Source organism: Gordonia sp. NPDC003429, assembly GCF_053588575.1.
Map to the genome: position 1 here is coordinate 1 of NZ_JBSFQF010000012.1, position 24929 is coordinate 24929.

Consider the following 24929-nt stretch of genomic DNA (forward strand, 5'->3'; position numbering starts at 1 on the left):
CGGCTTCCGCAACCTCAACCACTACATCTTGCGGTCACTCATCCACTCCGGCCAACTCGCAGAACGACTGCATGCACTCTGAATCCGGAAGAGCCTTTTTGCCTCTGAGGCAGCTGGCCCAAAGCCTCATAGTGCAGGCTTACTTACCACCTATCCGAAGCGCCTCGCCCTGACCAGAACACGGCGTAAATCGACTGCACTCGAAGCGCGCCCGGGATTGTCACACCCTCTCGTTATCGTGACCACAAACATTCGTCATCGAATTGATTAGGACAGCCGTGCGCACCGTCATCACAACAATCTTCGCCACCCTTCTGCTCGCCATTCTTTCGGGCATTGCGCTGCCGGCCGCGTACGCGGACCCACCGTCGACATCGCGCTACATCGCGGACGACGACTGGGCCGGATACGTCGATGTCTCGAATATCAGCATGCGCGGCGACACCTTCAGTTTCGTCGTCACCATCGACGCGACGCGTGGCGCAGTGCCGGTCAATCCGCTGTACTTCATCGCGAAAGCCGACGACGGAACCACCTACGACGAGCCCGACTACACCTACACCGACCTGCACTCCGGTGACCTACCGGCGGGCGAACGTGTCAAGGGCATCGTCGCATTCGGCATCTCCGGGCCCCGCCCGACCATGATCGAGTACGAAGCCCCGCTCGGCGAGATCCTCGCGAAGTGGACGATAACGTGGCGCACCACTCCGCAGCCCAAGCAGCCGGTCTCGCCGTTCGGATCCTCCTCGTAGCCGCCACAAGCGACGGCACCGTGGACACTTACCTTCACTTATCTGGTAACTGAGGGTGTGGCGCCGATGTGCCATCGATGGCACGCCACACGAGCTGTCAGCCTTCGCCGCTTCGTCGCGTGGCCGCTACCGCCGCCTGCCCGTCCTACCCTGAACCCATGCCCGCCACCGGCCCCCGACCCTTCGTTCCGCGCACCCGCGCAGACGTCATCGACGATCTGCACACCCGACTGCGGCTGACCCGATGGACCGATGCGCCGTCGAACTCCGGATGGTCCATGGGCACCGACCTCGCCTACCTCCGCGAACTCACCGACTACTGGCTTCACCATTTCGACGGGCCCGCAGCCGAATCCGCGTTCACCGCCTACCCGAACCAGATTGTCACCGTCGACGGCCTCGATATCCATCTCATCCACGCCGAGTCCACCGCGGGCACCCCGTCGATGCCGCTGCTGCTCGCCCACGGGTGGCCCGACTCGTGTTGGCGTTACCTCAAAGCCATCCCGCTGCTCACCGACCCCGCCGCCCGCGGCGGCGACCCGGCCGACTCGTTCACCGTCGTCGTCCCCGACATGCCCGGGTTCGGCTACTCGGCACACCCACTCGACACCACCCTGAACACGCGCGACATCGCCGGGCTCTACGCCGAACTGATGACCGCCCTCGACTACCACCGGTTCGCCGTGGCCGGCGGCGATATGGGCAGCCACGTCGCCCGCTACCTCGCGCTCGATCACCCCGACCGCGTCATCGCCGTACACCGCACCGATGCCGGTCTGCCCCCGCCCGGCATCGACCCCGCCACCCTCACCCCCGACGAACAGGCATGGCTCAGCGGCGCCCAGCAATGGGCCGCCGCCGAGGGCGCCTACGCCGCCATCCAGAGCACCAAACCGCAAACCGCTGCCGCCGGTCTCGCCGATTCGCCGGTCGGTCTCGCTGCCTGGATCGTCGAGAAGCTGCGTTCCTGGAGCGACTGCGACGGCAACCTGGAAAGCGTCTACACCAAGGACGAGATCCTCACCCTCATCACGCAGTACTGGGTCACCAACACTATCGGATCGTCGATCCGCACCTACCGGGCCAACGCCGCCATCCCCGTCGCGCAACGCACCCGCCACGTCGAAACACCCTCAGGTTTCACGATTTTCGGTGGTGACGTGGTGCGTCCACCGCGGGCCTGGCTCGAACGCACGGCGAACACCGTCTACGTGTCCGAACCCGCGCACGGCGGCCACTTCGCGCCGTTCGAGGTGCCCGACACCTACGCCGACGAACTACGCACCTTCTTCCGCCCCTTCCGTCCGCCGACACCGCCGGAACCGCGACTCTGACCCCTCGGGCAATGTCCGATTTGATCGGCGAAACCGCACCCCGACGCACGCGCCGCGTGCAAAGCTCAGAAGGAACCGGTCGCCCCACCCCCGACGCGCCCGCGAGCCGTCGCCGCCCCGAAGAGAAGAGCAGGAATCCCATGCTGAGCACGATGCAAGACGCCCCACTGTCCATCGCTCAATTGCTGCGTCACGGCAGCGGCGTGCATGGTGACGCGGAGGTGGTCACCTGGACCGGCGACGGGTCGCGCCGGCGCAGCTACGCCGAGGTGGGTCGACGCTGCGCCCAACTGGCACACGCCCTGCGCGGGCTCGGCGTCGACGGCGACCAGCGCGTCGCGACCTTCATGTGGAACAACGCCGAGCACCTCGAGACCTACCTCGCGGTGCCGTCGATGGGCGCGGTGCTGCACACCCTGAACATCCGTCTGTTTCCCGAGCAGCTCATCCACGTGGCCAACCACGCCGAAGACCACGTCGTCATCGTCGACCCCACGCTGGTCGCGCTGCTCAACCCGCAGCTCCCACACCTCACCACCATCAAACACATCATCGTCACCGGCGACTCCACCGAGGGCGTCGAAGCCCCCGACGGCGTGGCGGTGCACTCCTACGAGGCGCTGATCGCCGAACAACCGGTCACCTTCGACTGGCCCGAAGTTGACGAACGGTCGGCCGCCGCCATGTGCTACACCTCCGGCACCACCGGAGACCCGAAAGGCGTTGTCTACTCCCACCGCTCGATCTACCTGCACTCCATGCAGGTGTGCATGACCGAAGGACCCGCACTCAAACAGGGCGACCGCGCACTGTGCGTGGTCCCCCAATTCCACGCGATGTCGTGGGGACTTCCCTACGCCGCGTTCATGATCGGGGCGTCGCTGATCATGCCCGACCGGTTCCTGCAGCCCGAACCGCTCGCCGCGCTGCTCGCCGCCGAACAGCCCACCGTGGCCGCCGCGGTGCCCACCATCTGGCTCGGCCTGCACCAGTACCTCGTGCACCGCCCGCAAGACATCTCGCACATGAACGACGTCCTGATCGGCGGGTCGGCGGTGCCGCCGTCGCTGATGCACGTCTTCCAGGAGGAGCACGGCGTCGAAGTGATCCACGCCTGGGGCATGACCGAGACGTCTCCGCTCGGATCGGTGGCACGCCCACCGGCCGGCACCGAGGGCGAAGAGCGGTGGCACTACCGCTACACCCAGGGCCGCTTCCCCGCGTCGGTACAGGCGCGGCTCGTCGACGACCAGGGTGAGGTGCTCCCCCACGACGGCAAGACGGTCGGCGAACTAGAGGTCCGCGGACCATGGATCACCGGCTCCTACTACGGCGTCGACGCCGCCGACAAGTTCGACGACGGCTGGCTGCGCACCGGCGACGTCGGCACCATCACCCCCGACGGCTACCTCACGCTGACCGACCGCACCAAGGACATCATCAAGTCCGGCGGCGAATGGATCTCGTCGGTCGACCTCGAAAACGCCGTGATGGGTCACCCCGACGTGATCGAGGCCGCCGTCATCGCAGTGCCCGACCCCAAGTGGGACGAACGCCCGCTGGTGGCCGTCGTACTAGGCGAGGGTTCGTCGGCCACCCCCGAATCTCTGCGAGAGTTCCTGTCCGACAAGGTCGCCCACTGGCAGCTCCCCGAGAACTGGACGATCATCAACGAGGTGCCCAAGACCAGTGTCGGCAAGTTCGACAAGAAGCGGCTGCGCTCGCAGTTCCGTGACGGCGACCTGTCGGTCACGCGGCTCTGACCGCTCCCGGGCATCAGCGCCTGATCACGTCCCGTCGTGTCGGTCGCGCAGATGAACGCCGATACACATTTGCCAGATCACGGCGAGATTGCCGAGCACGGGGGGACTTCTCCCCATTCTCAGCTACCGGGCTTCTCGGGATGCTGATGAGGCAAGCGCAGGACGCATATCCCTGAAGTTCCTGCGGCAGAAGGGAAATACAATGATCATCGCCATCTGGAATGTCTTCGCATCTATCTGGAACCTGGTCGTCAGCATCATCTGACATCTGGTCCGTCAGTCCGTAGCGCTACGCCCGGCCCGTGATCGCACGGTCGCCGGGCGTAGTGCTGCGACCGGACCGGACCACTGACGATGTACCACAATCGGATGAATGGCCTTTGACGCCATTCCCCCAGCTAGTGCCGGTACGGGCGGCGCTCGACCACACCGCCCCTTGATCTCCCGGAGCACTGCGCGCAGTCTGAGGAAGCAGTCATAACCCCAGAGCCACTTGTGCTTTGGCTATCTAAGGAGATCACCATGTTCACCGCACTCTGGAACTTCTACGAATCCATCATGCACATCGTCTACTCGATCTTCTACTGACGCACTCACCCTGAGTCTCAGCCGAAAGGATTGAGCCGCAACTTCGGTCGCGGCTGACCGGCAACCGCGGCAACGGTCCGATCACGCGCGGGCCGGCCCTCGAACCGATGCGAGAGCCAGCTCACCGCCAGCGGCCCGGACAGTGCCAGCAGTGAATAGTGTTCGGCCACAAGGTCACGCACGTACGTCACCGGGACACCGTGCTCCCGGTACTTGGCCACCTGCTCGTCGACATCCGCGGCGGCGATCACCTCGTCGTGGATCGCTTGGATCACGAGTAGCGGCACGCCCGGATTGTGGGTGCCGAGTTGCACGTCGCGCATCATCTCGACCATCTCCGGCTCGGCCAGCACGTCGGCGAGCGGAGCCGAGAGGTAGTCGTCGAGGTCGTGATTGCGGAAACGCCGGATGGCATCACCCGTCGGCAGGTCCACTGCCTCGGCGAGGTACTTGCGGCCCCTTTCCGTGGCGTACTTGTCGATGACCTTCTTCAGCCCCGGATAGACGCGCTGCAGGCCGGCGATCACCAGGATCGGCAGCCCGGCATGGAATCCGCCGTTGAGGCGCAGCAACGCCTCGGCCATGTCGCCCACCGGCGATCCGAGCACCGCGCCGACGATGTTGAGTTCGGGTGCATAGGTGGGCGCCATCTCGGCCGCCCACGACGATGCCATGCCGCCGCCGGAGTACCCCCACAACCCAATCTGGGTATCGGCGCGCAGATCGAGCGGTTCGAATGCGAGGGTGGCGCGGACGCCGTCGAGCGCGCGGTAGCCCGGTTCGCGCGGGGCACCCCACGCTCCCTTCAAACCCTCGTGATCGGGGATGCTCACCGCCCACCCCTTGGCCAGTGCGCGCCGCACCACCATGAACTCGAACGGCGCGACGCTGCGGGAGGCCTCGGCCCCCTTCTGCAGTGCGTACGAGGGGAAACACTGCGAGGTCACCGCGTCGATGGCGCCCTGGAACGAGAGCAACGGGTGCTCGGTGGTGTGCCCGTCGGGAATCACGACGGTGGTGACCGTGACGTCGGGCATCCCGTTGAGGTCGCTGGTGCGATACAGCAACTGCCACGCCCGGTGGTGGGACACCCAGAAGTTCTTGAGCACCACCTGCCGACTGCGGATGATCTCGCCCGGCCGGAGTGCGCCGAGGTCGTCGGGTGCCTCGTAGAACGGGTCGTCGACCGGCAACACCGGCTTGCGTTGAGTCACCTCGCCCTCAGGTGCTACCTGTTCGGCTGCTTTCGACATCGTTGTCCCCTATTCATGTGCGCGTCGCCCCCATGCCGCTGACACCAACGTCACAACGCCTTCAAGAAACATTCTGCTCCGCTTGTTTCCAACGCGTACGAGTAGGCCGTGATTCCCGGTGAGAAACCGGTCACAGGAGGCGCCCATACGTCCGTGACCTCGCGGTATCGGGTAGTCATCCTCATTGTCAGACCCCTCACATACCGTCTTCATCGAACACACATTCGTATAGCGGCGCGTGTCGCACGACGATCGGGGGTCCCATGTCCACCAGCAGTTTCGACGATCTCATCGACGACGCCTGGTCCGAATTCAGCGCGACGCTGCTCCCGCAGCTGGGTGATCTCGAGCCCGGGCAGTTCGTCGAGATCGCACGTCAGGACGGCCTGACCTATCGCCCGCTGATCGTGGTCGCCATCACCGGATCCGGGCGCATCCGCTGCAACATCAGTGGGTCGGCGCTCCCCATCGGCGGCCGCCGCGAGTGGATCGCGATCCGACGCGATCTCGCCGACCTCGGCTGGCGCTATCTACCCCGCAAGGACCAACACATCGCGGAATCGGGCAAGCGCAGTGTCGCGACGTTGAGCACTCTCGCATGCCGCACACTGCGCGAACTGTGGGGCTTCGCGCATCCGTCGTTCGTCACCATCCACAATCCGTTCCGGCGGGTACCCGATCTGCCGCGGCCCGGCACCACGCCCGGTCGCCGACTGAGCGCGGTCCCCGATCCGGCCTCGCCCGCGAGCCCGCCGCTATCCGATGCTCCCGGGATCATCGTGCCCACCGACGACGACCACCTGCTGCACCTGGCCCGCGACCTCGTCGCCGACGATCTACGTCAGGACCTGACCATTCAGGACGGGTGGATCGAAGTGATGCCCACCGACCTCGACTCGCCGCCGTGGGGGATCTTCGCAACACCGCACGGACCGAGCCTGGAGTTCGTCACCACGCTCACCCACCGGCTGACCGACCCCGCACTTCTCGGCAGCCTGATCGTCGAGCACTCGGCGGCCTGGCCGGAGATCGCGTTCACAGTCAGCGACGATCACGTCTACGCACGACGCATCTTCGACGGCGCGGTGTTCCACCCCGACAACCTCGCACTGGCCCTGTGTACCTGGCTGCGTTTCCTCCGCGAGGCCGCTTTCGACATCGTCGACGCCCTCAACGCCGGTGGTCCCGGTGCACACACGTGCGCGCACAGCACCATTCCGGTTGGGCTGCAAACACTTTTCGAGATCGATACCTCCACGGGCCTCACCCCGGAACGCATCGTGCACCTGACCAACGCCAAGATCGACCGCCTCGTGGAGTATCTCGACGTCTGCCGCGCCCTGGCCCAGGAAGCGGCGCGAAGCAGCACCACACACCACCCTGTCGCCGCCTTCTACGAGCACTTCGTGGGGTTGCTCGAGTCGGCGGTCCGTCAAGTGGAGAGCAAGGGCGCATGACCCGCGCCTACGCTGGATTTCATGCACTTCGTCATCTACGGCGCCGGCGCGGTCGGCGGTGTGATCGGAGCGCACCTCGCGCTGGCAGGTGTCCCTACCACGCTGGTGGCCCGTGGGGCGCATCTGCAGGCGATCTGCGACCACGGCCTCCTCCTCGACACGGCCGGACACCGGTACGCAATCGACGCGGTGACCGCCGCGGGCGCAGCAGGCGTGCGATGGACCGACGACACTGTGGTGCTGCTGTGCGTCAAATCCCAACAGACCGCGGCGGCTCTCGCGGACCTGCGCACGCACGCCCCGCGCCGGACGCCCATCGTGTCGGCGCAGAACGGCGTCGCCAACGAACGAGAACTGCTGCGGGTGTTCCCCAACGTGTACTCGATCTGCGTCATGCTGCCGGCGCTGCACCTCGAGCCGGGTGTGGTGATCCAGGGGTCCGACAATGTCCCGGGCATCCTCGACATCGGCTCGTATCCCATGGGTACCGACCCGACGGCCGACGAGATCTCGACCGCACTGCGCGCCGCGGAGTTCTGGTCGGAGCCCCGAGACAACATCATGGCGTGGAAGTACCGCAAACTGATCATGAATCTGGTCAACGGCATCGACGCGGGGTTCCGGCGCGACGATCCGGCCTTCACCGAACTGTGTCGTCGTGCGCGGGCCGAAGGGGAGGCCGTGGTGGGAGCGGCAGGTATCGACGTGATCTCCGAAGCCACCGACAAACAACGCCGTGCCGACGCCATCCACCGCCGCGACACCGGCGAGAACAGTCTCGGCAGTTCCACCTGGCAGAGCGTCGCGCGCGGCACGGGCAGCGTCGAAATCGATTACCTGTCCGGCGAAGTGGTCCTGCTCGGCCGACTGCACGGTGTCGCAACACCGGTCAATGAACTGGTGCAGAACGAGATCGTGCGCCTCGCCCGGGAGCAGCGCCCACCGGGCAGCCTCGATCCCACCGAGGCCCTGCGCGCGCTCGACTCCTCCTAGCCCACCTCAGGACGGGCCGCCTCACCACACATTCGACGACAGAGAAGAGGGACAGCACCCATGGATGACGCGGCGCTGATGGCCTTGCCGAAGGCCGAACTGCATCTGCACATCGAGGGCACCCTCGAACCGGAGATGGTGTTCGACATGGCCGCCCGCAACGGTGTCGAGTTGCCCTACGCCTCTGTCGACGACCTACGCCGCGCCCACGCGTTCACCGATCTGCCGCACTTCCTCGACCTCTACTACGCGTGCATGGCGGTGCTCCGCACCGAACGCGACTTCGCCGATCTGGCCGAGGCCTACCTGCGTCGCGCGGGCGCGCAGGGCGTCCGCCACGCGGAGATCTTCTTCGACCCGCAGGCACACACCTCGCGCGGCGTCCCCATCGGCGCCGTCGTGAACGGACTGCGCAGCGGCCTCGACGCCGTGTCGGCGCAGACCGGCATCCACGCCGACCTCATCGCCTGCTTCCTGCGCGACACACCGGTTGCCGACGCCCACGCCACCCTCGACGCGCTGGCCCCGCACTTCGGCTCCATCATCGGTGTCGGCCTGGATTCGGCCGAGGTCGGACACCCGCCCGGTCAGTTCGCACCGGTCTTCGATCGTGCACGCGAGGCCGGCTTGCACGTGGTGGCGCACGCCGGCGAGGAGGGACCACCCGAGTACGTCTGGGAGGCGCTCGACGTGCTCGGCGTCGAACGGATCGACCACGGAATCCGCGCCCTCGAAGACCCTGCCCTCATCCGGCGCCTCGCGGCCGACCGGACACCACTGACCGCATGTCCGCTGTCCAACGTGCGTCTGCGGTGTGTGCCCACGCTCGCCGACCACCCACTGTCGCGCATGCTCGACGCGGGACTGCTGGTGACGATCAACTCCGACGACCCCGCCTACTTCGGCGGCTATGTGGGCGACACGTTCGTCGCGATCCGCGACGAGCTCGGCGTCGACGACGAGGAACTCGTTGTGCTGGCAGCCAATTCGTTCGCCGCATCGTTCTCTCCGACGCCCGACGACACCACCACGTGACCCGGTCCCGGCGAAGCCGGTAACCGGTCACACCCCCACACCGTCGCGACACCACACCCGCACACATCCCACCTGTTAGGGTCTGTCCACGCAGAGCTGTGCTCTGTCCGCAGACTCGTGGGGGAAGACATGAAGAACCGCGCACTCGCACTCATCGTCGGAGTGCTCGCCGTCGGCGGGATCACCATGACCGGTGCCGGCAACGCCCATGCCGCGCAGACCGAGACTCACGGGAACACCACCTACATCGTTTTCACCCATGACGAGACCATGAAGATCGCGGGCACCGGCGTCGAATCGATCCTCGACGATCCCGCGGTACGCCCCTACTGGTCGGCCGGTCCCGACCCCAAGTCGCGCGACGTCCCGTTCTTCGTCCCCGGCCGCGGACTGATGGTCCGCACCAGTGCGCAACGCCTCGTCGAAGAGGCCGCGCAGAAGGACGGCGGACGAGTGATCGTCGGGATCACCAACCGCGACGCGCCGATCACGCTCATCACCCGCTGGCCCACCCAGCCCTGAGACAAGTACTTGTCACATTCTGTGGATACGACCGTGTCAGCGGTTCGGTGTGGGTGGGGGTAGGCGATCGTTGACCGGTGTGTTGTGCCCTCCAGCCACCCACCACTGACCCTCGTGTTTGATCAGGACATACATCGCCATCTCACTGAAGCCCCCGTTAAGAGCGGTTCGTCGTATCTGGGCAACGGCAACATCGGGTGCCGGCAGCATGATCTGTGCCAGCTCGAATCGTGACGCGGGTGCGACCGGTACCCCGTCCATCATTCGATGATGAATGGGGTTGAGACGGTTGTAGCCTTCAAGTACAAGCCCTTTGGGCGTCCCCCACAGAATGTCTTCAGCGAACATTTCGTCGTAGATGTCCGCGTTGCCGATGTCGAAGCCTCTTTGGAGGTGATCGATCAAGCGCTCCACGGCGGCTTCGGCGTCGCTATTCGCGCGGTGCAGGTGTGGTCTGGATGACATGGCCACACACTAAGACCTCAAGTGAGGTTCGGGTCAAGGCCTTGTCAGGGGTCGCGCCGCCCCGCCGAGGGCCATCCACAGTTACTGATCATTGCTCCTGCGGCATAAGCCCTCGGGAGTCACCTCCCTTTTACGCCGCGTGCACCGATAGCTTCCGCATCGCGTACACACGCCCGTAGTTTCGTCGCAGATCGAACATGCGGTCCGCCCATGCGGACCGGTTCCACCGTGAACCACTCAACCCATCGTCGGCGCCGCACCCGGTGCCTGATGTGGCCTGCGCGAAATACCTGAAGGAGATTCCGATGACCCAGATTCAGCCCGCACCCGCGTCCGTCGCACCGCTGAACGTCAGCACGTTTCCCGCCGTCCTGGCCCGAGTTGCCGACGGTGCGGTGCAACGCGAGATCGACAACGTCAACCCATTCGAGCAGGTCAGAGAGGTAGCAGCCGCCGGATACGGGAAGCTGCGCCTGCCGGTCGAGCTCGGCGGTGCGGGCGTCACACTGCGTGAATTGTTCGCCCGGGTCATCGATCTCGCTGCCGCCGACCCCACTGTGGCGCACATCTACCGCACCCACTTCTGGCTCGCCGAAGAGTTTCTCGCGACAGACACCGACAACGCCCGACGATTCCTCGACCTGATCGCCGAGGGCAGGGTGTTCGGCAACGCGACCAGCGAACGCGGTACCAAGGCGGCCGGCGACTTCGAGTTCAACACCACCCTCGCGCCCGAGGGCGACCATTTTGTGCTCAACGGTGAAAAGTTCTACACCACCGGCACATTGTTCTCCGACTACGTCAGCATCTGGACCGTCAAGGGCACCAGCCTCACCTCGGTGGTGATCCCCACCGACCGCGACGGCGTCGAGATCCTCGACGACTGGGACGGATTCGGGCAGCGCCGCACCGGATCGGGCACCACACGGTTCACCGATGTGAAGGTCTACGCCGACGACATCCTGCGCGAGTTCCCGCTGGATCAGACGCCGCCGCAGTCGACCCAGGGCTCCTTTGTGCAGCTGTACCTGCACGCCATCGTCGCGGGGATACTGCGTTCGATCGTGACCGACGCAAAGGTGTTGGTGGACAACAGGAGCCGAAACTTCTCACACGCTTCGTCGCCGATTCCGGCGCAGGATCCGTCGTTGCAGCAGGTGGTCGGCGAACTCGCCTCGCTGGCCTACGTCACCGAGGCCGCCGTCCTCGTCGCCGCTGAGGCCATCGACGCCGCCACCGATTCGGCGGTCGACGGCATCCAAGACCCCGAACTCGCACAGGCCGCCGCGCTGGCCGCGTCGAAGGTGAAGGCGGTGATCGACGAGATCGGCACCCGCGCAGCCACATTGCTGTTCGAGGCCGGTGGCGCGTCGGCGTCGAGCCGCGGCAAGGACCTCGATCGGCACTGGCGCAACATCCGCACCATCACCCTGCACAATCCCACCCGACTCAAGGCCCAGGCCATCGGTGCGAGCGTCCTGCTCGACCAGCCGCTGCCCACCAACGGCTACTTCTGAGCAACCTTCAGCGAACGGAGAAGACAAGGCAGGCAACACCAATGGTGCAAGAGATCGACGAGCGCGATCCGGACAACAGGCGTGTCATCGATTCGGTGCTGGAGAAGCTGGACACCTACGGCCTTGGCCGACGACAGTTCGTCAAACTACTCGCCGGCAGCGCAGCCGTGGTGGCCGCCGGCGGCGCACTGGCCGCGACGGGTCGCAGCACTGCGGCGCGAGCAGGCGCGGTGGCCTACACCGACGGCCAGTTCGCGCTGCTGAACTGGTCGTCGACGGGCGACTATCAGGTGCAATGGGCCAACGCCTACAAGGCGGCTGCCGAACAGCTCGGCTACAAACCGGTGGTGCTCGACGGCAAGAGCGACTCGGCGGTGCAGTCGAATCAGTTCAGCCAGTTGCTGACTCAGAAGACCACGGGAATCTTCGTCGGACTCAACGATCCGGGTGCACTTCCCACGCTCGCCCAGGACGCCAACCGCAACGGCGTGGTGTTCCAAGCAGCGTGGAACGCTCCGTCGTGGTACACGCCGTGGGAGAGCGATCGTTATGGGTCCAACTACAATTCGTTCCTCATCCCCGATGAGTACGAATCGGTCGGCAAAGCGGTCGACGTGCTGGCCAAACAGATCGGCGAACAGGGCACCGTGGTCCGCGTCGGAGGCTTCTACCCGTCCATCGACGGCCTGGAAGCGCAACGCAGACTTGCTGTTCACGACACCTTGAAGAAGTATCCGAAGATCCGGTTTGCCGGTGAACTCCACGCGAAGTACGACGCCGACCTGTCGCAGCGCGCGGCCACCTCGCTGCTGACCCGCTACCCGGACACCGTCGGTATCGTCGCGGTCAACGACGACGCGGCCACCGGCGTGGTGGCAGGTATCGAAGCCGCCGGCAAGGTGCCGGGCAAGGATGTCTTCGTCGTCGGCGCCAACGGCTCGAAGGCCGGGATCGAGCGTGTGCTCAACGGGCGGCAGCTGGTCACCACCGGCAACGTGCCCGCCTATCCGTCCTTCGTGACGGTCGCACAGTTCCACGACCGGCTGCGGGGATGGAAACCCGAACCGGCCGAACGCATCTACGGTTGGCACGCCGAGATCATCACCAAAGACAACGTCAAGGCATTCAAATCGCGCTACGTCGACACACCGATCGGTGAATCGTTCGACGTGAAGTTGTTGTCGCGCACCGAGCATCCCGACGACTTCGATCTGCAGTTCGACGCCTATCCCACCGAAGACCTCGACAAGGTGTGGCCGGGCATCGCCAAACCCGACGGATTCACCTACCCCGACGCGTATCTCACCGCACGGCGCAACGGGGACTTCGACCGGATTCGCGCGCTCTACCGCGACCACTATCGATCGCCGGTCCTCGGGCCGTCACCCTACGGGAGGAACCAATGACCGCGAGCACGCCGCGTCTCGAGGCGCTCGGCATCGTGAAGAGTTTCGGCGCCAACCGCGCCCTGCGCGGCGTCGACCTCACGGTGGGTGACGGCGAGGTGGTGGGGCTCATCGGCGAGAACGGGGCGGGCAAAAGCACCGTCCTCAACATCCTGAGCGGAGTGCTGCCCTACGACTCGGGGACGCTACGGCTCGACGGCACCGACATCGCGCCCAAGACCTATCAGGAGGCCAACCGGCTGGGCATCTTCCGGGTGTTCCAGGAGGCCAACCTGATCGACAACCTGAGCGTGTACGAGAACACCTTCTTCGGTTGGGAACACCTCTTCCGATCCCGCGGGCTTCTCGATCGGCGCGGACTGATCCGGGCCACCGAGCAGGCGCTGTCGGATGCGGCGATCGACGGCCTCGACCCCACCGCCACCACCGGAAGCCTCACCCCCGGCCAGAAGCAGAGTCTCGACATCGCCCGAGTGAGCGCGCTGTCGAAGAAGCTGGAGATCGAACGGCCGGTGGTGTTGTTCGACGAACCCACCACCGCGCTCGATCACGAACACGAGGACAACTTCCTTCATCTGCTGCAACGACTTCGCGGGGTCGCGGCGGTGGTGTTCGTCTCGCACCGGCTCCAGGAGATCCTCGACACCACCGACCGCATCACGGTGTTCAAGGACGGCCAGTCGATCGCCGTTCGCCCGACCGCGGGCACCGACGAGACCGAACTGCACCGGCTGATGGTGGGACGAGTACGCACCGAGAACTACTACCGCGAGACCGCGCAGAACCGCGTCGACGACGCTCCCGCTCGGCTGGCCGTGCGGGACCTGTCCGGCGCCGGGGTGTTACGCGAGGCGACGTTCGAGGTTCGATCCGGTGAGATCTTCGGGCTCGCCGGCACCGAGGGGTCCGGCAAGCGGGTGCTGGGCGAGATCATCGCGGGTGCGGTGGCACGTACCGGCGGAACAGTCACCGTCAACGGCACTCAGGTCGACGGCGACATCGGCTCCCATGTGGCGGCCGGTATCGCGTACGTGCCGCCGGACCGCTCGGAGAAGGGTCTGATCACCGCGGCGTCGATCGTCGACAACATCCAGCTCGCCTCGCTCCACGACCTGTTCGCCACCCCGCGGGTGGGGCTGTGGGCGGAGGGACGTGCCCGCACAATTGCCCGGCGTTACGTCGACGACCTCGACATCGTTGCCGAGGGCATCGATGCGCCCGTCTCCTCGCTGTCCGGTGGCAATGCACAGAAAGTGCTGCTGGCCAAATGGCTTGTTCGACAGCCCGATGTGCTCATTCTCGACGCACCGACCCAGGGTGTGGATACCGGCGCCCGCGAAGGGATCTACGACCTGTTGCGCGCCGCCGCGGCAACCGGCACGGCGATCGTGCTCGTGAGCGACGATCTGCCCGAACTCATCGGACTGTCGAATCGCATCGGCGTGGTGACCGGCGGACGCCTCGTCGCGATCGCCGACGCCCCCGCCGAGACGAAACCCGAGGAACACGACCTCGTCGCGCTGATGATTCCCGCCGCCGGCGAACACGCCGATCTCGAACGCGCCGCACCTGCACTCAGCGCTGCACCACCTGCCACTGCGAAATTCACTGCCGCCGAACCCACCACGAACGGATGACACCATGACCGCCGAAACCAATGTCGAGCACGCCGCCACCCTGGTGCGCCCGGCCCTACCCACCCGCGAGACGATTCTCGGCGTACTCCGCCGGCCCAACGTGGCACGCGATGTGCTGCCGCTGCTCGCGCTCGCCGCGCTCATCGTCTACTTCTCCCTGCGCGCCGAAGCATTCTGGAGCGCCGCGAATTTCGCCTTGATCAGCGGTCAGGCGGGCATTCTGCTGCTTGCCTCGCTCGGTGCCACCCTGGTGGTGATCGCCGGCAGCATCGACCTCTCCGTCGGTTCCATCGCGTTGCTGACCGGAACCGTCATCGCCTATCTGATCAGTTCCGGCATCGCGAATCCGGCGCTGGCGATTCTGATCGCCGTCGGTGTCGGCGGTGTGATCGGACTGTTCAACGGCGTGGTGTTCGCCTACGGCAGGGTGCCGTCGTTCATCGTCACCCTGGGCACCCTCTCGCTGTTCTCCGGCATCGCGCTGACCATCCTGGAGGGCTCCACCATCAACTTCACCGACACGGGAATCCGCAATCTGGCCGTCGGACAATGGATTCCCAATCTCCAGAACGCCGCCGTCATCGCCCTTGTGGTGTTCGCCATCGTCTGGTTCGTCTCCCGGCGCACCCGTATCGGCCTGTACACCTACGCCGTCGGCGGCAACGAACGCGTGGTGCAGCTCGCCGGTGTGGCCACCAAGAAGGTCAAGGTGTTCGTGCTCATCGCCTCCGGCGTGACGGCCGGGCTGGCCGGGTTGCTCCTCACCGCGCAGCTCGGTGCTGCCGGGCCCACCCTGGGCTCCACCATTCTGCTCGACTCCGTCGCCGCCATCGTGATCGGCGGCACCGCACTCTCCGGTGGCGTGGGTAGCGTGGCCCGTACCGTGCTCGGCGTGCTGATCCTGACCGTACTGTCCAACGGCCTCAACCAGATCGGCGCCGCCGACTACACGCAGACCATCATCAAGGGACTGGTCATCGTGGTGGCCGCCGTGTTCACCATGGCGTCCCAACGCAAGCTCATCGTCAAATAGACACTTCTCGATCAAGGAGATCCCCCATGCCCAAACCGCTCCGCTACTCCGCCTTCGTCATGAACACCACATCCCATATCCTGCAGGGGCTTTGGCGTACGCCCGACTCCCAGCAGGTGAACTTCAACTCACTCGATCACTGGGTGAACCTGGCGAAAGAACTCGAACGCGGCAAGTTCGACTTCATCTTCTTCGCCGACGTCGTCGGCCTCTACGGCGACTACGACGGCGGCTACCGCAAGTATGTGGAGGCGGGGCTGCAGATCCCCAGCAACGATCCGTCGGTGATCGCCTCGGCCATCGCCTACAACACCACAGACCTGGGCATCGCGATCACCAGTTCGGTGCTCCAGGAGCATCCGTTCAACTTTGCCCGCCGCATCTCCACGCTCGACCACGCGTCGAACGGGCGGATCGCATGGAACATCGTGACCAGCGGATTGTCCAACGCCTCACGCAATTTCGGCTACGCCGACCTTGAGGAACACGACGAACGATACGTGTGGGCCAACGAGTACGCCGACGTGGTGTACAAGCTGTGGGAAGGCTCGTGGGACGATGGCGCGCTGCTACAGGACAAGGTGAACGGGCGTCACGGCGACCCCAGCAAGGTGCACAAGATCTTCCACGAAGGCAAGCGGTACCGCGTGGAGGGTCCGCATCTGGTGGCACCCTCCCCGCAACGTACTCCGGTGCTGTTCCAGGCGGGATCGTCGGCGGCCGGACGCGAATTCGCGGCACGAAATGCCGAGGCGCAGTTCATCATCACCCCCGGACCCGACCAGGCCCGCGCGCTGATCGACGACACCCGGTCGCGGCTACCGTCGTACGGCCGTGATCCGCACGACCTCACCTTCTTCCAGGGTCTGCACTTCGTGATCGGCAGCACCGAAGAGGAAGCGCGACGCAAGGAGGCCGAACTCGAGGAGAACATCGACCTCGACGCCATGATCGCCCACCTGTCGGGTGCCATCGGTATCGATTTCGGCAGCCACCCGTTGGATACGCCGCTCGGTTCGATCGAGACGGACGGCATTCGCAGCGTGCTCGATTGGGTCCGCGAATCGGTCGACGGACGTGAGCCCACCATCGAAGATCTCGGCCGCTTGCAAGGCCGCAGCTCACGGGTCGTGGGAACTCCCGAGCAGATCGCCGACGAACTCGAACGCTGGCGCGACGCGGGGGTGGACGGAATCAACGTGGTGAACGCGACGATCCCCGGCAGCTACGTCGAGTTCATCGACCACGTGATCCCGGTGCTGCAGGACCGCGGTCTGGCGCAGCGGGAGTACGCACCCGGCACCACACGCGCCAAGCTGTTCGGTTCCGATCTGCTCGACGATCGGCATCCGGCGGCGCAGTACCGGGGAGCCTTTGCGCAGGCGCCGGCAGAGGTTGCCGTCTGACGCGGTGGGCGCGTCAACCGACAACCTTTGGCGGGAGGAAACGCCGAAGCGGGTGCGGGCTTAGGCTGAGCCCATGTCCGCACCCGGATCGGACCCGCTGACCCTTGGCCAGAAACTGGTCGCGGTGCTCGAGGGTGGGCATCGCACGGCCACCTACAAGCTGGCGACGATGGTGGCGCTGCTCGAGATCGCAGTGGAGTCCGTCCCCGCCGACCCCGACGCCGCGGTCAGCGTCGACCTCGACGCGCTGGCCCATCGCGTCATCGACCTGTACTGGCGACAGCTACGCCCCCTGGACGGCCACGTGCTGCGGCAATCCAACGACGGTCGGGGCGTGGTGTTCGCGGCGGTGTCGGCCCTGCGTGACGCGACAGCAACGCCCGGCCTGCGGGATCTGCCACTCGAGACCACCGGCGCACACGCGCCCGGCGTGTACGCGCAGTCCCTACTCACCGTCAAACGCAACCTCGTGCGGTATCCGCTGGCGCTGCTACAACGCGTCGGCGCGGGAGCACCACACGAGTGCTTCCTCTACGACGACTCCTGGCTCGGTACGGACTCGGTGAAAGTGATTGCCGCGCACAACAACAGCATCGAACTCTTCCCCGGCGTGTGCGTCACCCTCGCCCGGCTCGCACCACTGCTCAAACCCGCTTTCCAGCTCGCCTGGGTCGACGACGTCCGCCGGATGAACAAGAACGTCCTCGACGAGGGTCCCGACCTCGCGCAGCATCTGTTCGGCTCCGACCGGGTATCCCTGCAGCGGCCGGGGTCACTCCTCGCCGACGAGTTCGGCCGCGACTGCTTCTACTGCGCCGCGCGATTACGCACGGACTCCCACGTCGACCATGTGCTGCCGTGGTCGCGGGTGGGCATCGACGGTCTGAGCAACCTGGTGCTCTCCTGTCCGCGTTGCAACACCAACAAGTCCGACCTGCTACCCGATCCGGTCCACGTGTCGCGAGCATTGGGCCGGGGGCGCGACCGCCTCGATGAGTTGGCCGCATCCATCAACTGGCCCAGCCAGTTTCAGCGTGTCGTCGACGCCGCGCACGGACTGTACGTCACCCAACCCGAGTCGACACCCGTGTGGCGGGGAACCCGGGACATCGAGCTGCTCTCGCGGGTGGACTTCGCCTGGCCGGGCGAATGGTAGTCGCGAGCAACAGGGTGTGCGTCAGTCGGTGGCCTCGTGACCATCAGACTTGCTGCCGCTCAACATGTCTCGCACATCATCGGCGCTGATCGCGGTACCGAAGAGCTCACCGTCGTCGATGACGGCGTCGAAGAGCTCCCGCTTTCGCGCCTGCAGGGCCACCACCTTCTCTTCGATGGTGCCGGCAGACACCAAGCGGTACACCGTTACCGGCCGGGTCTGCCCGATTCGGTGCGCACGGTCGACGGCCTGCGCCTCGGCGGCAGGGTTCCACCACGGATCGCACACAAAGCAGTAGTCTGCCTCGGTGAGATTGAGACCGAAACCGCCTGCCTTCAAACTGATCAGGAACACCTGCGCCGATCCCCCGCTGAACGACTCGATCGCCGCGGCCCGTTGCTTCGCGCTCATCGAACCGTCGAGGTAGCGGTACTCGATGCCGAGTTGGTCGAGGCGTTCGCGGACCAACGACAGGAAACCGGTGAACTGGCTGAACACGAGCGCGGAATGACCTTCGGCGACCAGCTCGGGGAGATTGTCGGCGAGGTAGTCGATCTTGGCCGACGCCACCGAGGCATGTTCGGCATCGACGAGACCTGCATGCAGACTGAGTTGCCGAAGCACGGTGAGCGAGCGGAAGATCGCAAAGCGATTCTCGTCCCAGTCGCCGATCAGTCCCAGCACGCGCTCGCGCTCGCGGGTGAGGTGGGTCTGGTAGATCTTGTCGTGACGCGGTGAGAGTTCCACTGTCACCACCTGTTCCTGTTTCGGCGGCAGGTCGGTGACCACCTGATCTTTGGTGCGACGCAACATGACCGGCCGAATCCGACGGCGCAGCAACTCCAGTCGGCCTGGATTGCTGCCGTTCTCGATCGGCCGGCGGAAGTACTCGGTGAAGGTCTTCGGCGACGGGAACAGGCCCGGCACGGTGAGGGAGAGCAGTGACCACAGTTCCATCAGGTTGTTCTCCATCGGCGTGCCGGTGATGGCCACCTTGATTTCCGCACCGAGCCGCCGCGCACATTGATGCGCCTTACTGTGGTGATTCTTGACGAACTGCGCCTCGTCGAACACCGCCACCGCCCACCGGAATTCATCGAAGCGTTCGAATTGCAGTCGCAGCAGCGTGTAGGAGGTGACCACGATTCGTGCATCACCGATGCGCTCATCGAGGCAGATGCCGGACCTGGTTCCCATCGCCGACACCGCGACGGCCGGGATATCGGGCACAAAGCGTTGCGCCTCTCGGATCCAGTTGCCCACGACGCTGGTGGGTGCGACCACCAGGATGCGGGCGTCCGGATCGTCGGCCACGACATCGGCCGCCAGCGCCAGGGTCTGCACCGTCTTGCCCAGGCCCATGTCGTCGGCGAGGATCCCGCCTATCCTGTTGCGCCACAGAAACCGCAACCAGTCGAGGCCGACGCTCTGGTAGTCGCGCAGCTCGGCGTGCAGTAGCACAGGCGCCGGACCCGTGGTCGGGGGTTCGGCGTCGGCGAGTGTGGCTATGCGTGAACGCCATTGGGCGAGTTGCTCGTCGATCACGCCGAGCGCGAGGAGTTCGTCCCACAGGGTGGCGTGGACCGTACCGCGGCGAATCCGGCCGCGATCCACCTCGCCCAGCGACTCGGCCTCCTCGACGAGTTCGGCCAGCCGGATCAGTTCGGGATTGTCGAGCGAGAAGCAGACGCCGTCGGCGAGCAGCATGTAGCGTGTGCCCGCCGAGAGTTCGCGCAGCACGTCGGGCAACGGGATGGCGTGGCCGTCGATCTCGACGGTGATGCGCAAGTTGAGCCAGTCGTTGTCGGGCGAATCGTCGGCGCCGATCTCAATGGTGGGTGCGCCCTCGGCGAGCCGGTAGGTCGGGTCGTCGCCGATGATCACGACGTCGATCAGGCCGCCGTCGGTGAGTTCCGGAAGGATCGTCGTCCATATCATCGCGAGGTCCGACGGCGAGAGAGTGTAGGTCTGCAGTAGCAGGTCGAGGTCGGCGCGGCTGATCGCGGCGTCGGGGTCGGCGGCGAGATCGGCCACCGCGACGAGCGACCCTCGATTGTGATGAGTTACGTTGTGCCGCTGTGATTGTCGCACGTATCGTTGCGCCTGCTGGTGCCATCGGGCACACGCGTTGGCGACCTTCTCGAAGGCCGGTCGGGCAGCCGACCACATCCGCGCCTCGACGTCGGCATCCCGATACGACGCACCGCCGGTTCGTGAACCCCGGTCGAAGGTGCGCAGGCGTTCGTCGACGCGGTAGCCGATGCACCAGGACGTGTGGGCACCACCGTCATCGGTCATCCGCAACGTGAGGACCGGGATCGGACCCACCACCTCGGGCATCGTGATGGCACCGTCGTGCACGTCCACCGATAGGTACGACGACAGTCCCGGCAGCACTCCGGTAGCGAATTCGGGAATGTCCTCGGCCGGGATGCGGAGCGACGGAGAGCTCACCAACTGTTCGAACGCGGTGCGCGACGGTGGCGCGGTGAACGGGCCGAGCAGCAGCAGATCGTCGACCCTGCTGAACATGCCGTGCGGTGATGCGCGACCGATCAGCCCCACCGGTTGGCCGTCCCACGCGGCGTGATCAACCTCGATCCGTGGCGTCACCACCGCGTCGGAACCGTCACGGCTGATCGTGATACCCGCTCGCGCACCGTCGATCAGCTCAACGCGGGTAGCACCGGTGGATTGGTGCGCGACGAAAGTCACCCCGGCGTCGCGCGCCGCGGCCAGCAGTTCCCAGATGTCGGTCGGTGCGTCGGTGAGCGTGACCACATCGTCGAACCCGTGTAGCGACTCTGCCCGGACCGCACGGACGATGGCGCGGATCGGAGCGACCACGGCGGGATCGAATCGGTCGAACGCTGCGGTGATGGCCGACGAGAACACAAGCGGCGACCCGATGAACATGCGCCAATGCACACCGGTCCGCACCCACGTGCCTCGTTTGCCGGGCGCCACCAGGCGGAGGGTGGGCGCAGGCCGCGGCAGATAGCCGGTCGGTTCCGGCAACTCGACGAGGATGCCCAACGGTTCGGTACCGGGGTCGTTCGCAGATGACTCACCCAGCTCCCCGAGAACGGTGCGCCACTGTGGTGGGAATCTGGTCGGCGGATTCGGTTGTGCCACAGTGGATAACGACGCGCCCTGGTCGCGAACGGGTGCGGGCACCGGCTCGGTGTCGCGATCTACCGTGCCGGCGGTGAGCAGAAGGGCCACACCGTGTTTACAGCCGCCGCCCACGGGGCACGTGCAACGGGTACGGAGCAGCGCCCGTTCGCCACCAATCCGGGTGAACACGATCGTGGTGGTGTAGATCTGGCCGTTGGATCCGCGACATCGACCGGTCAGCGTGAGTTCGTCGTCGGACCAGCGCACAACCATCACACGGTGTTGACGCGCGTACAAGGTGCCCCGTGCGAGAGCCGCGGCACCGAACTCGTCGATCAGCGCGTCTTCACCGATGACGAGGGGTTGGAGATCGGGCATGGGCACAGCGTAGGCGCGGACGCCGACGAGACGATCGCGCCGAGCCGACTTGTGCACAGCTCGGCTCGGGCCGCCCAGGAGACCGGGCTACTTGAAGACGTCGAGCTTGCCGAACTTGTCGGCGAGCTTGTAGTACACCGCCAGCCGCGGATTGGACTTGCCGTCCTTCATGGAGTCCAGGACCTCTTTGATCGCCGCATCGAGGTCGGCGTCGCTCTGGGTGAGGCCGAGCTTCTTCTTCAGGAAGTTCTCGCGGACCGTCTTGAGTTCTTCGGGGTCACTGGCCGAGACGAGGGCGGCGTCGCGATCACGCAGCACCAGCGCGTAGGTCGAGGCCATCTTGTCGACCACCGCGGTGTCGGCGTCGGGAACGTATGCGAGGACAGACTCACGAGCTTCGGACATCGGATACCTCCGTTGGTTGAGATCCCTTACGACGCCAACGCTACGCCCGCGCCCATCTCGTGACATGGATATGGGTCGCTTGTCCGGTTAGCGCGTGTTCACCGGCTTGCCGCGGTTCGTGTCCGCTGCCGCGGGTGGTCGACGGCCCGCGCGAGCGAATACGACCCGCGCAAATGGCCGAGGCGAACCTGTTCGGGAAGTGATGCGCCCGGCTTGTGGAAGGTCGTGGAGCGAGTCGGTGGGCGACGGCGTCCAACCGCCATGAACCCATCTCCCCCGAGCACCCCATTCCCCAAGGACCGTCACGGCCTGATCTACCACGCGGCGGCGATGGCTGCCGGTTTCACCGACGACCAGTACCGCACAGCGCGACGCCGCGGTGAGATCGTCGCCGTCGTTCGCGGCGTGTGCGTGGAGTCCGCCGACCGTACACCCGAGCAGTTGCATCGCCTGCAGGCACTGGCCATCGCCGAGATGCGAAGCGCCGACATCGTTCTCAGTCATCAGTCGGCGGCGGTGATGCACGGACTCGAGATGCTCAAACCTATCCTGAAGCGCGTGCACTCGACGACGACCGAGGCCAACGGCGGATACCGCACGGCCTCACAGCATCGCCACGTCGGGCCGGTACCGCACGAGCAGATCGTGGTTGTCGACGGTCACCGTGTGACAAGCCTCGAGCGGACCGCCGTCGACATCGCCTGCACGGCGTCGCACGGTTTCGCGGGCGCACTGGCTGTCTTCGACTCCGCGCTTCGACGTGGCGCCGACCCCGGCGCACTGCGCTCCATCCTCGCGCATCGTCGACGACAGGGTGCAGCGCACGCCCGTCGCGCGCTGTCGTGGGCCGACGGGCTCGCAGAGAGCCCGGGCGAGTCGTGGAGCCGCGCCCAGATGATCGACGCGGGTGTGCTGTCGCCACGGCTACAGCATGAGTTCTTCGACGACACCGGCGAGTTCATCGCCCGAACGGATTTCGATTGGGCGGGAAGGGTTGTCGGCGAGTTCGACGGTATGGGCAAATATCTGCGCGACCGGCGCAAGGGCGAGACCATCGAGCAGACGGTGCTGCGCGAGAAGGCGCGCGAGGATGCACTACGCGCACAGGGAATCATGGTCATCCGTTGGATCTGGGACGATCTCGAGTGCGGACGGGTCGTCGAGAAGGTTCTGCGGTGGCTCACGCGGGTGGGGCTGACCGCGGCGTGACGGTCGTCGGCCGAGGATGAGCCCTCCCGCGGACCTTCTCCGCTCCCGCAGACCGTCGACCACCCGCGGGAACAGACACGCCCCGCGGGAACCGGCCGACCGATGGCGGCGCCTGGTCAGAAGGTCAGAACGTGAGACAGCCGCTACCGAGGTCGACGCCCTGCTTCACCGACACCTGGACGCTTCGCAGGCTCCAGCTGTAGAGGAATGGCGGTTTGCGCGGGTCGGTGGTGTTCGGGGTGCCCGAGTACTGCCGCACCGTGATGACGTGCCGGCCCGTCGTGCCCGGGGTCCACAGCACCCGCACCGCGCTCGGACCGTAGGTGCTCGGCGTGGCGCTACCGAAGTACTTGCCGTTGTCGTAGAAGTCGACCGGCAAGAGCGCCGAACGGGGCACAACGTTGGTCTTCACCGTGATGGCGTGCCGGCAGTAGGTGCCCAGCGTCTTGTCCGGGTTTGCCGACACCGTCACCGAGGTGACCGTTGCTTCGGCTGCAGCGGTACCGAGGGTGGTCGCGATGCCGGCGGCCGCGATCGTCGCCGCCAGTGCCGCCACGAGCCGTCGTGCGATGCGGGCGTGGCGTGGCGGAGACTTCTCGGTCACGGGCATGGGTGTTCCTCCCCGAAGTCGGATGCGGTTGCGCGTTTATCGTCGCAGACGCGCTCGGCGTTACCGACGGTGACGGCTCAGATCGCCGAGTCGGGGAAGGCGATCACCGAGAGGAACCGGATGGGCAGCTCGACGAGTTCCACCGGACCGTGGGCGCCCTCGCCGTCGAGTTGCAGGGAGTCGCCGGGACTGAGCCGATACACCGAGCGGCTGTGCGCATAGTCCATGGTGCCCTCGAGCATGTGGATGAACTCGGTACCCGGATGCTGGAAGAGCGGCTGGGTGACCGACTTCTCGCTCAACGTCACCATCAGGCATTCCAGCCGTTTGTGTTCGCCGCGCAACGACCCGAGCATCTCGTACTCGTGCCCCTCGCGGGAGCCCTCCCGCACGATGTGCGAGCCCTCGCCCGCCTTGACGAACACCGCCGACCGTTCCAGGTCGGCGCCACGGAACAGCGAGGTGACCGACACGTCGAAGCCGGTGGCCAGCGCGGCGAGAGTGCTCAGGCTGCAGGACGTCTGGGCGTTCTCGATCTTGGAGAGCATCGCCTTGGAGATGCCCACCTTGGCGGCCATGTCGCCCACCGACAGGCCTTCCTGCCTGCGCAACCGACGCACATTGTGGGCGATGGCGGACTCGAGTTCGAGTTCTTCCACCGGCTGGTCGACGAGACGCTCGCGTGCGGTCCCCGACTGGTTCCGGATCAATGCGTCGTCGGTCACTCCGCGAGCATAACGGTAGACAGAGTTCACTGGCGGTAGCCGCCGCGACCCGGCCGCCCGGATCCGGGCGGGGCCGGGCGGCACGTCGCCGTCGGTTCGGGCGGGTCCGGGCGGCACGAAGTTTGTCGCCCGGCCGTGCAGCGCGCACATCGGCGACGCCGC

The 24929-nt window shown here is 65.9% G+C and carries 20 protein-coding genes; 14 read left to right on the plus strand and 6 right to left on the minus strand.

All coding sequences use genetic code 11. The annotated features are described in order from the left end of the window. Nucleotides 1–278 precede the first annotated feature (278 nt). From ACWDSI_RS14855 to ACWDSI_RS14865, 3 genes are all read left to right on the plus strand, one after another. Nucleotides 279–755 (plus strand): DUF1942 domain-containing protein, encoded by a 477-nt coding sequence (locus ACWDSI_RS14855; protein WP_449757004.1) that lies wholly within the window; start codon nt 279–281, stop codon nt 753–755. Nucleotides 756–913: 158 nt separating this feature from the next. Beyond that, nucleotides 914–2092: an epoxide hydrolase family protein gene (locus tag ACWDSI_RS14860; protein ID WP_449757005.1), complete on the plus strand. Its 1179-nt coding sequence runs from the start codon at nt 914–916 to the stop codon at nt 2090–2092. A 140-nt stretch (nt 2093–2232) separates the two neighbouring features. Next, nucleotides 2233–3855 carry a long-chain fatty acid--CoA ligase gene (locus tag ACWDSI_RS14865; RefSeq protein ID WP_449757006.1) on the plus strand — a complete coding sequence of 541 codons (1623 nt, stop codon included), beginning with the start codon at nt 2233–2235 and terminating at the stop codon, nt 3853–3855. Nucleotides 3856–4460: 605 nt separating this feature from the next. Here ACWDSI_RS14865 and ACWDSI_RS14870 read toward each other — a convergent pair. Next, nucleotides 4461–5696, minus strand: coding sequence for a lipase family protein (locus tag ACWDSI_RS14870; RefSeq protein WP_449757007.1), 1236 nt, complete (start codon nt 5694–5696; stop codon nt 4461–4463). A gap of 263 nt (nt 5697–5959) precedes the next feature. Between ACWDSI_RS14870 and ACWDSI_RS14875 the strand changes: the two genes are divergently transcribed. From ACWDSI_RS14875 to ACWDSI_RS14890, 4 genes are all read left to right on the plus strand, one after another. Continuing rightward, nucleotides 5960–7153 carry a TY-Chap domain-containing protein gene (locus ACWDSI_RS14875; protein ID WP_449757008.1) on the plus strand — a complete coding sequence of 398 codons (1194 nt, stop codon included), beginning with the start codon at nt 5960–5962 and terminating at the stop codon, nt 7151–7153. A 21-nt stretch (nt 7154–7174) separates the two neighbouring features. Further along, the gene (locus ACWDSI_RS14880; protein WP_449757010.1) at nt 7175–8146 is read left to right on the plus strand and encodes a ketopantoate reductase family protein; all 972 of its coding nucleotides are present in this window, start codon (nt 7175–7177) and stop codon (nt 8144–8146) included. A gap of 60 nt (nt 8147–8206) precedes the next feature. Then, nucleotides 8207–9181 (plus strand): adenosine deaminase, encoded by a 975-nt coding sequence (locus tag ACWDSI_RS14885; protein WP_449757011.1) that lies wholly within the window; start codon nt 8207–8209, stop codon nt 9179–9181. A gap of 129 nt (nt 9182–9310) precedes the next feature. Next, nucleotides 9311–9703 carry a hypothetical protein gene (locus tag ACWDSI_RS14890; protein ID WP_449757012.1) on the plus strand — a complete coding sequence of 131 codons (393 nt, stop codon included), beginning with the start codon at nt 9311–9313 and terminating at the stop codon, nt 9701–9703. Nucleotides 9704–9739: 36 nt separating this feature from the next. Here the strand turns inward: ACWDSI_RS14890 and ACWDSI_RS14895 are convergent, their stop codons facing one another. Then, on the minus strand, nt 9740–10168 hold the full coding sequence (locus ACWDSI_RS14895) for a DUF4440 domain-containing protein (protein WP_449757065.1): 429 nt from the start codon (nt 10166–10168) through the stop codon (nt 9740–9742). Nucleotides 10169–10473: 305 nt separating this feature from the next. Here ACWDSI_RS14895 and ACWDSI_RS14900 point away from each other — a divergent pair, with 305 nt between their 5' ends. The 6 genes from ACWDSI_RS14900 (at nt 10474) to ACWDSI_RS14925 (ending at nt 18323) form a co-directional block, all read left to right on the plus strand. Next, nucleotides 10474–11685, plus strand: a complete 1212-nt coding sequence (locus ACWDSI_RS14900) for an acyl-CoA dehydrogenase family protein (RefSeq protein WP_449757013.1) — start codon at nt 10474–10476, stop codon at nt 11683–11685. Between the two features lie 41 nt (nt 11686–11726). Next, on the plus strand, nt 11727–13091 hold the full coding sequence (locus ACWDSI_RS14905; protein ID WP_449757014.1) for a sugar ABC transporter substrate-binding protein: 1365 nt from the start codon (nt 11727–11729) through the stop codon (nt 13089–13091). Further along, nucleotides 13088–14728 carry a sugar ABC transporter ATP-binding protein gene (locus ACWDSI_RS14910; RefSeq protein ID WP_449757015.1) on the plus strand — a complete coding sequence of 547 codons (1641 nt, stop codon included), beginning with the start codon at nt 13088–13090 and terminating at the stop codon, nt 14726–14728. The genes ACWDSI_RS14905 and ACWDSI_RS14910 overlap by 4 nt, the downstream gene beginning before the upstream one ends. A 4-nt stretch (nt 14729–14732) precedes the next feature. Next, complete coding sequence (locus tag ACWDSI_RS14915; protein WP_449757016.1) at nt 14733–15761, plus strand: ABC transporter permease; 1029 nt, start codon at nt 14733–14735, stop codon at nt 15759–15761. Between the two features lie 26 nt (nt 15762–15787). Beyond that, nucleotides 15788–17167 (plus strand): LLM class flavin-dependent oxidoreductase, encoded by a 1380-nt coding sequence (locus ACWDSI_RS14920; protein ID WP_449757017.1) that lies wholly within the window; start codon nt 15788–15790, stop codon nt 17165–17167. A gap of 73 nt (nt 17168–17240) precedes the next feature. Beyond that, nucleotides 17241–18323 carry an HNH endonuclease gene (locus ACWDSI_RS14925; protein ID WP_449757018.1) on the plus strand — a complete coding sequence of 361 codons (1083 nt, stop codon included), beginning with the start codon at nt 17241–17243 and terminating at the stop codon, nt 18321–18323. A 21-nt stretch (nt 18324–18344) separates the two neighbouring features. On the opposite strand, the gene ACWDSI_RS14930 is transcribed toward ACWDSI_RS14925, so the two are convergent. Next, nucleotides 18345–21818: a DEAD/DEAH box helicase gene (locus ACWDSI_RS14930; RefSeq protein ID WP_449757019.1), complete on the minus strand. Its 3474-nt coding sequence runs from the start codon at nt 21816–21818 to the stop codon at nt 18345–18347. A gap of 87 nt (nt 21819–21905) precedes the next feature. Next, nucleotides 21906–22223 (minus strand): DUF2853 family protein, encoded by a 318-nt coding sequence (locus tag ACWDSI_RS14935; protein WP_449757020.1) that lies wholly within the window; start codon nt 22221–22223, stop codon nt 21906–21908. A gap of 261 nt (nt 22224–22484) precedes the next feature. Here ACWDSI_RS14935 and ACWDSI_RS14940 point away from each other — a divergent pair, with 261 nt between their 5' ends. Then, nucleotides 22485–23432, plus strand: coding sequence for a hypothetical protein (locus ACWDSI_RS14940; protein ID WP_449757021.1), 948 nt, complete (start codon nt 22485–22487; stop codon nt 23430–23432). 124 nt (nt 23433–23556) lie between these two features. Here ACWDSI_RS14940 and ACWDSI_RS14945 read toward each other — a convergent pair whose 3' ends face one another. Beyond that, complete coding sequence (locus ACWDSI_RS14945; RefSeq protein ID WP_449757022.1) at nt 23557–24042, minus strand: hypothetical protein; 486 nt, start codon at nt 24040–24042, stop codon at nt 23557–23559. A 77-nt stretch (nt 24043–24119) separates the two neighbouring features. Then, a complete protein-coding gene (locus ACWDSI_RS14950) occupies nt 24120–24917 on the minus strand; it encodes a helix-turn-helix domain-containing protein (RefSeq protein WP_449757023.1) in 798 nt (265 codons plus the stop codon). Nucleotides 24918–24929: the final 12 nt, after the last annotated feature.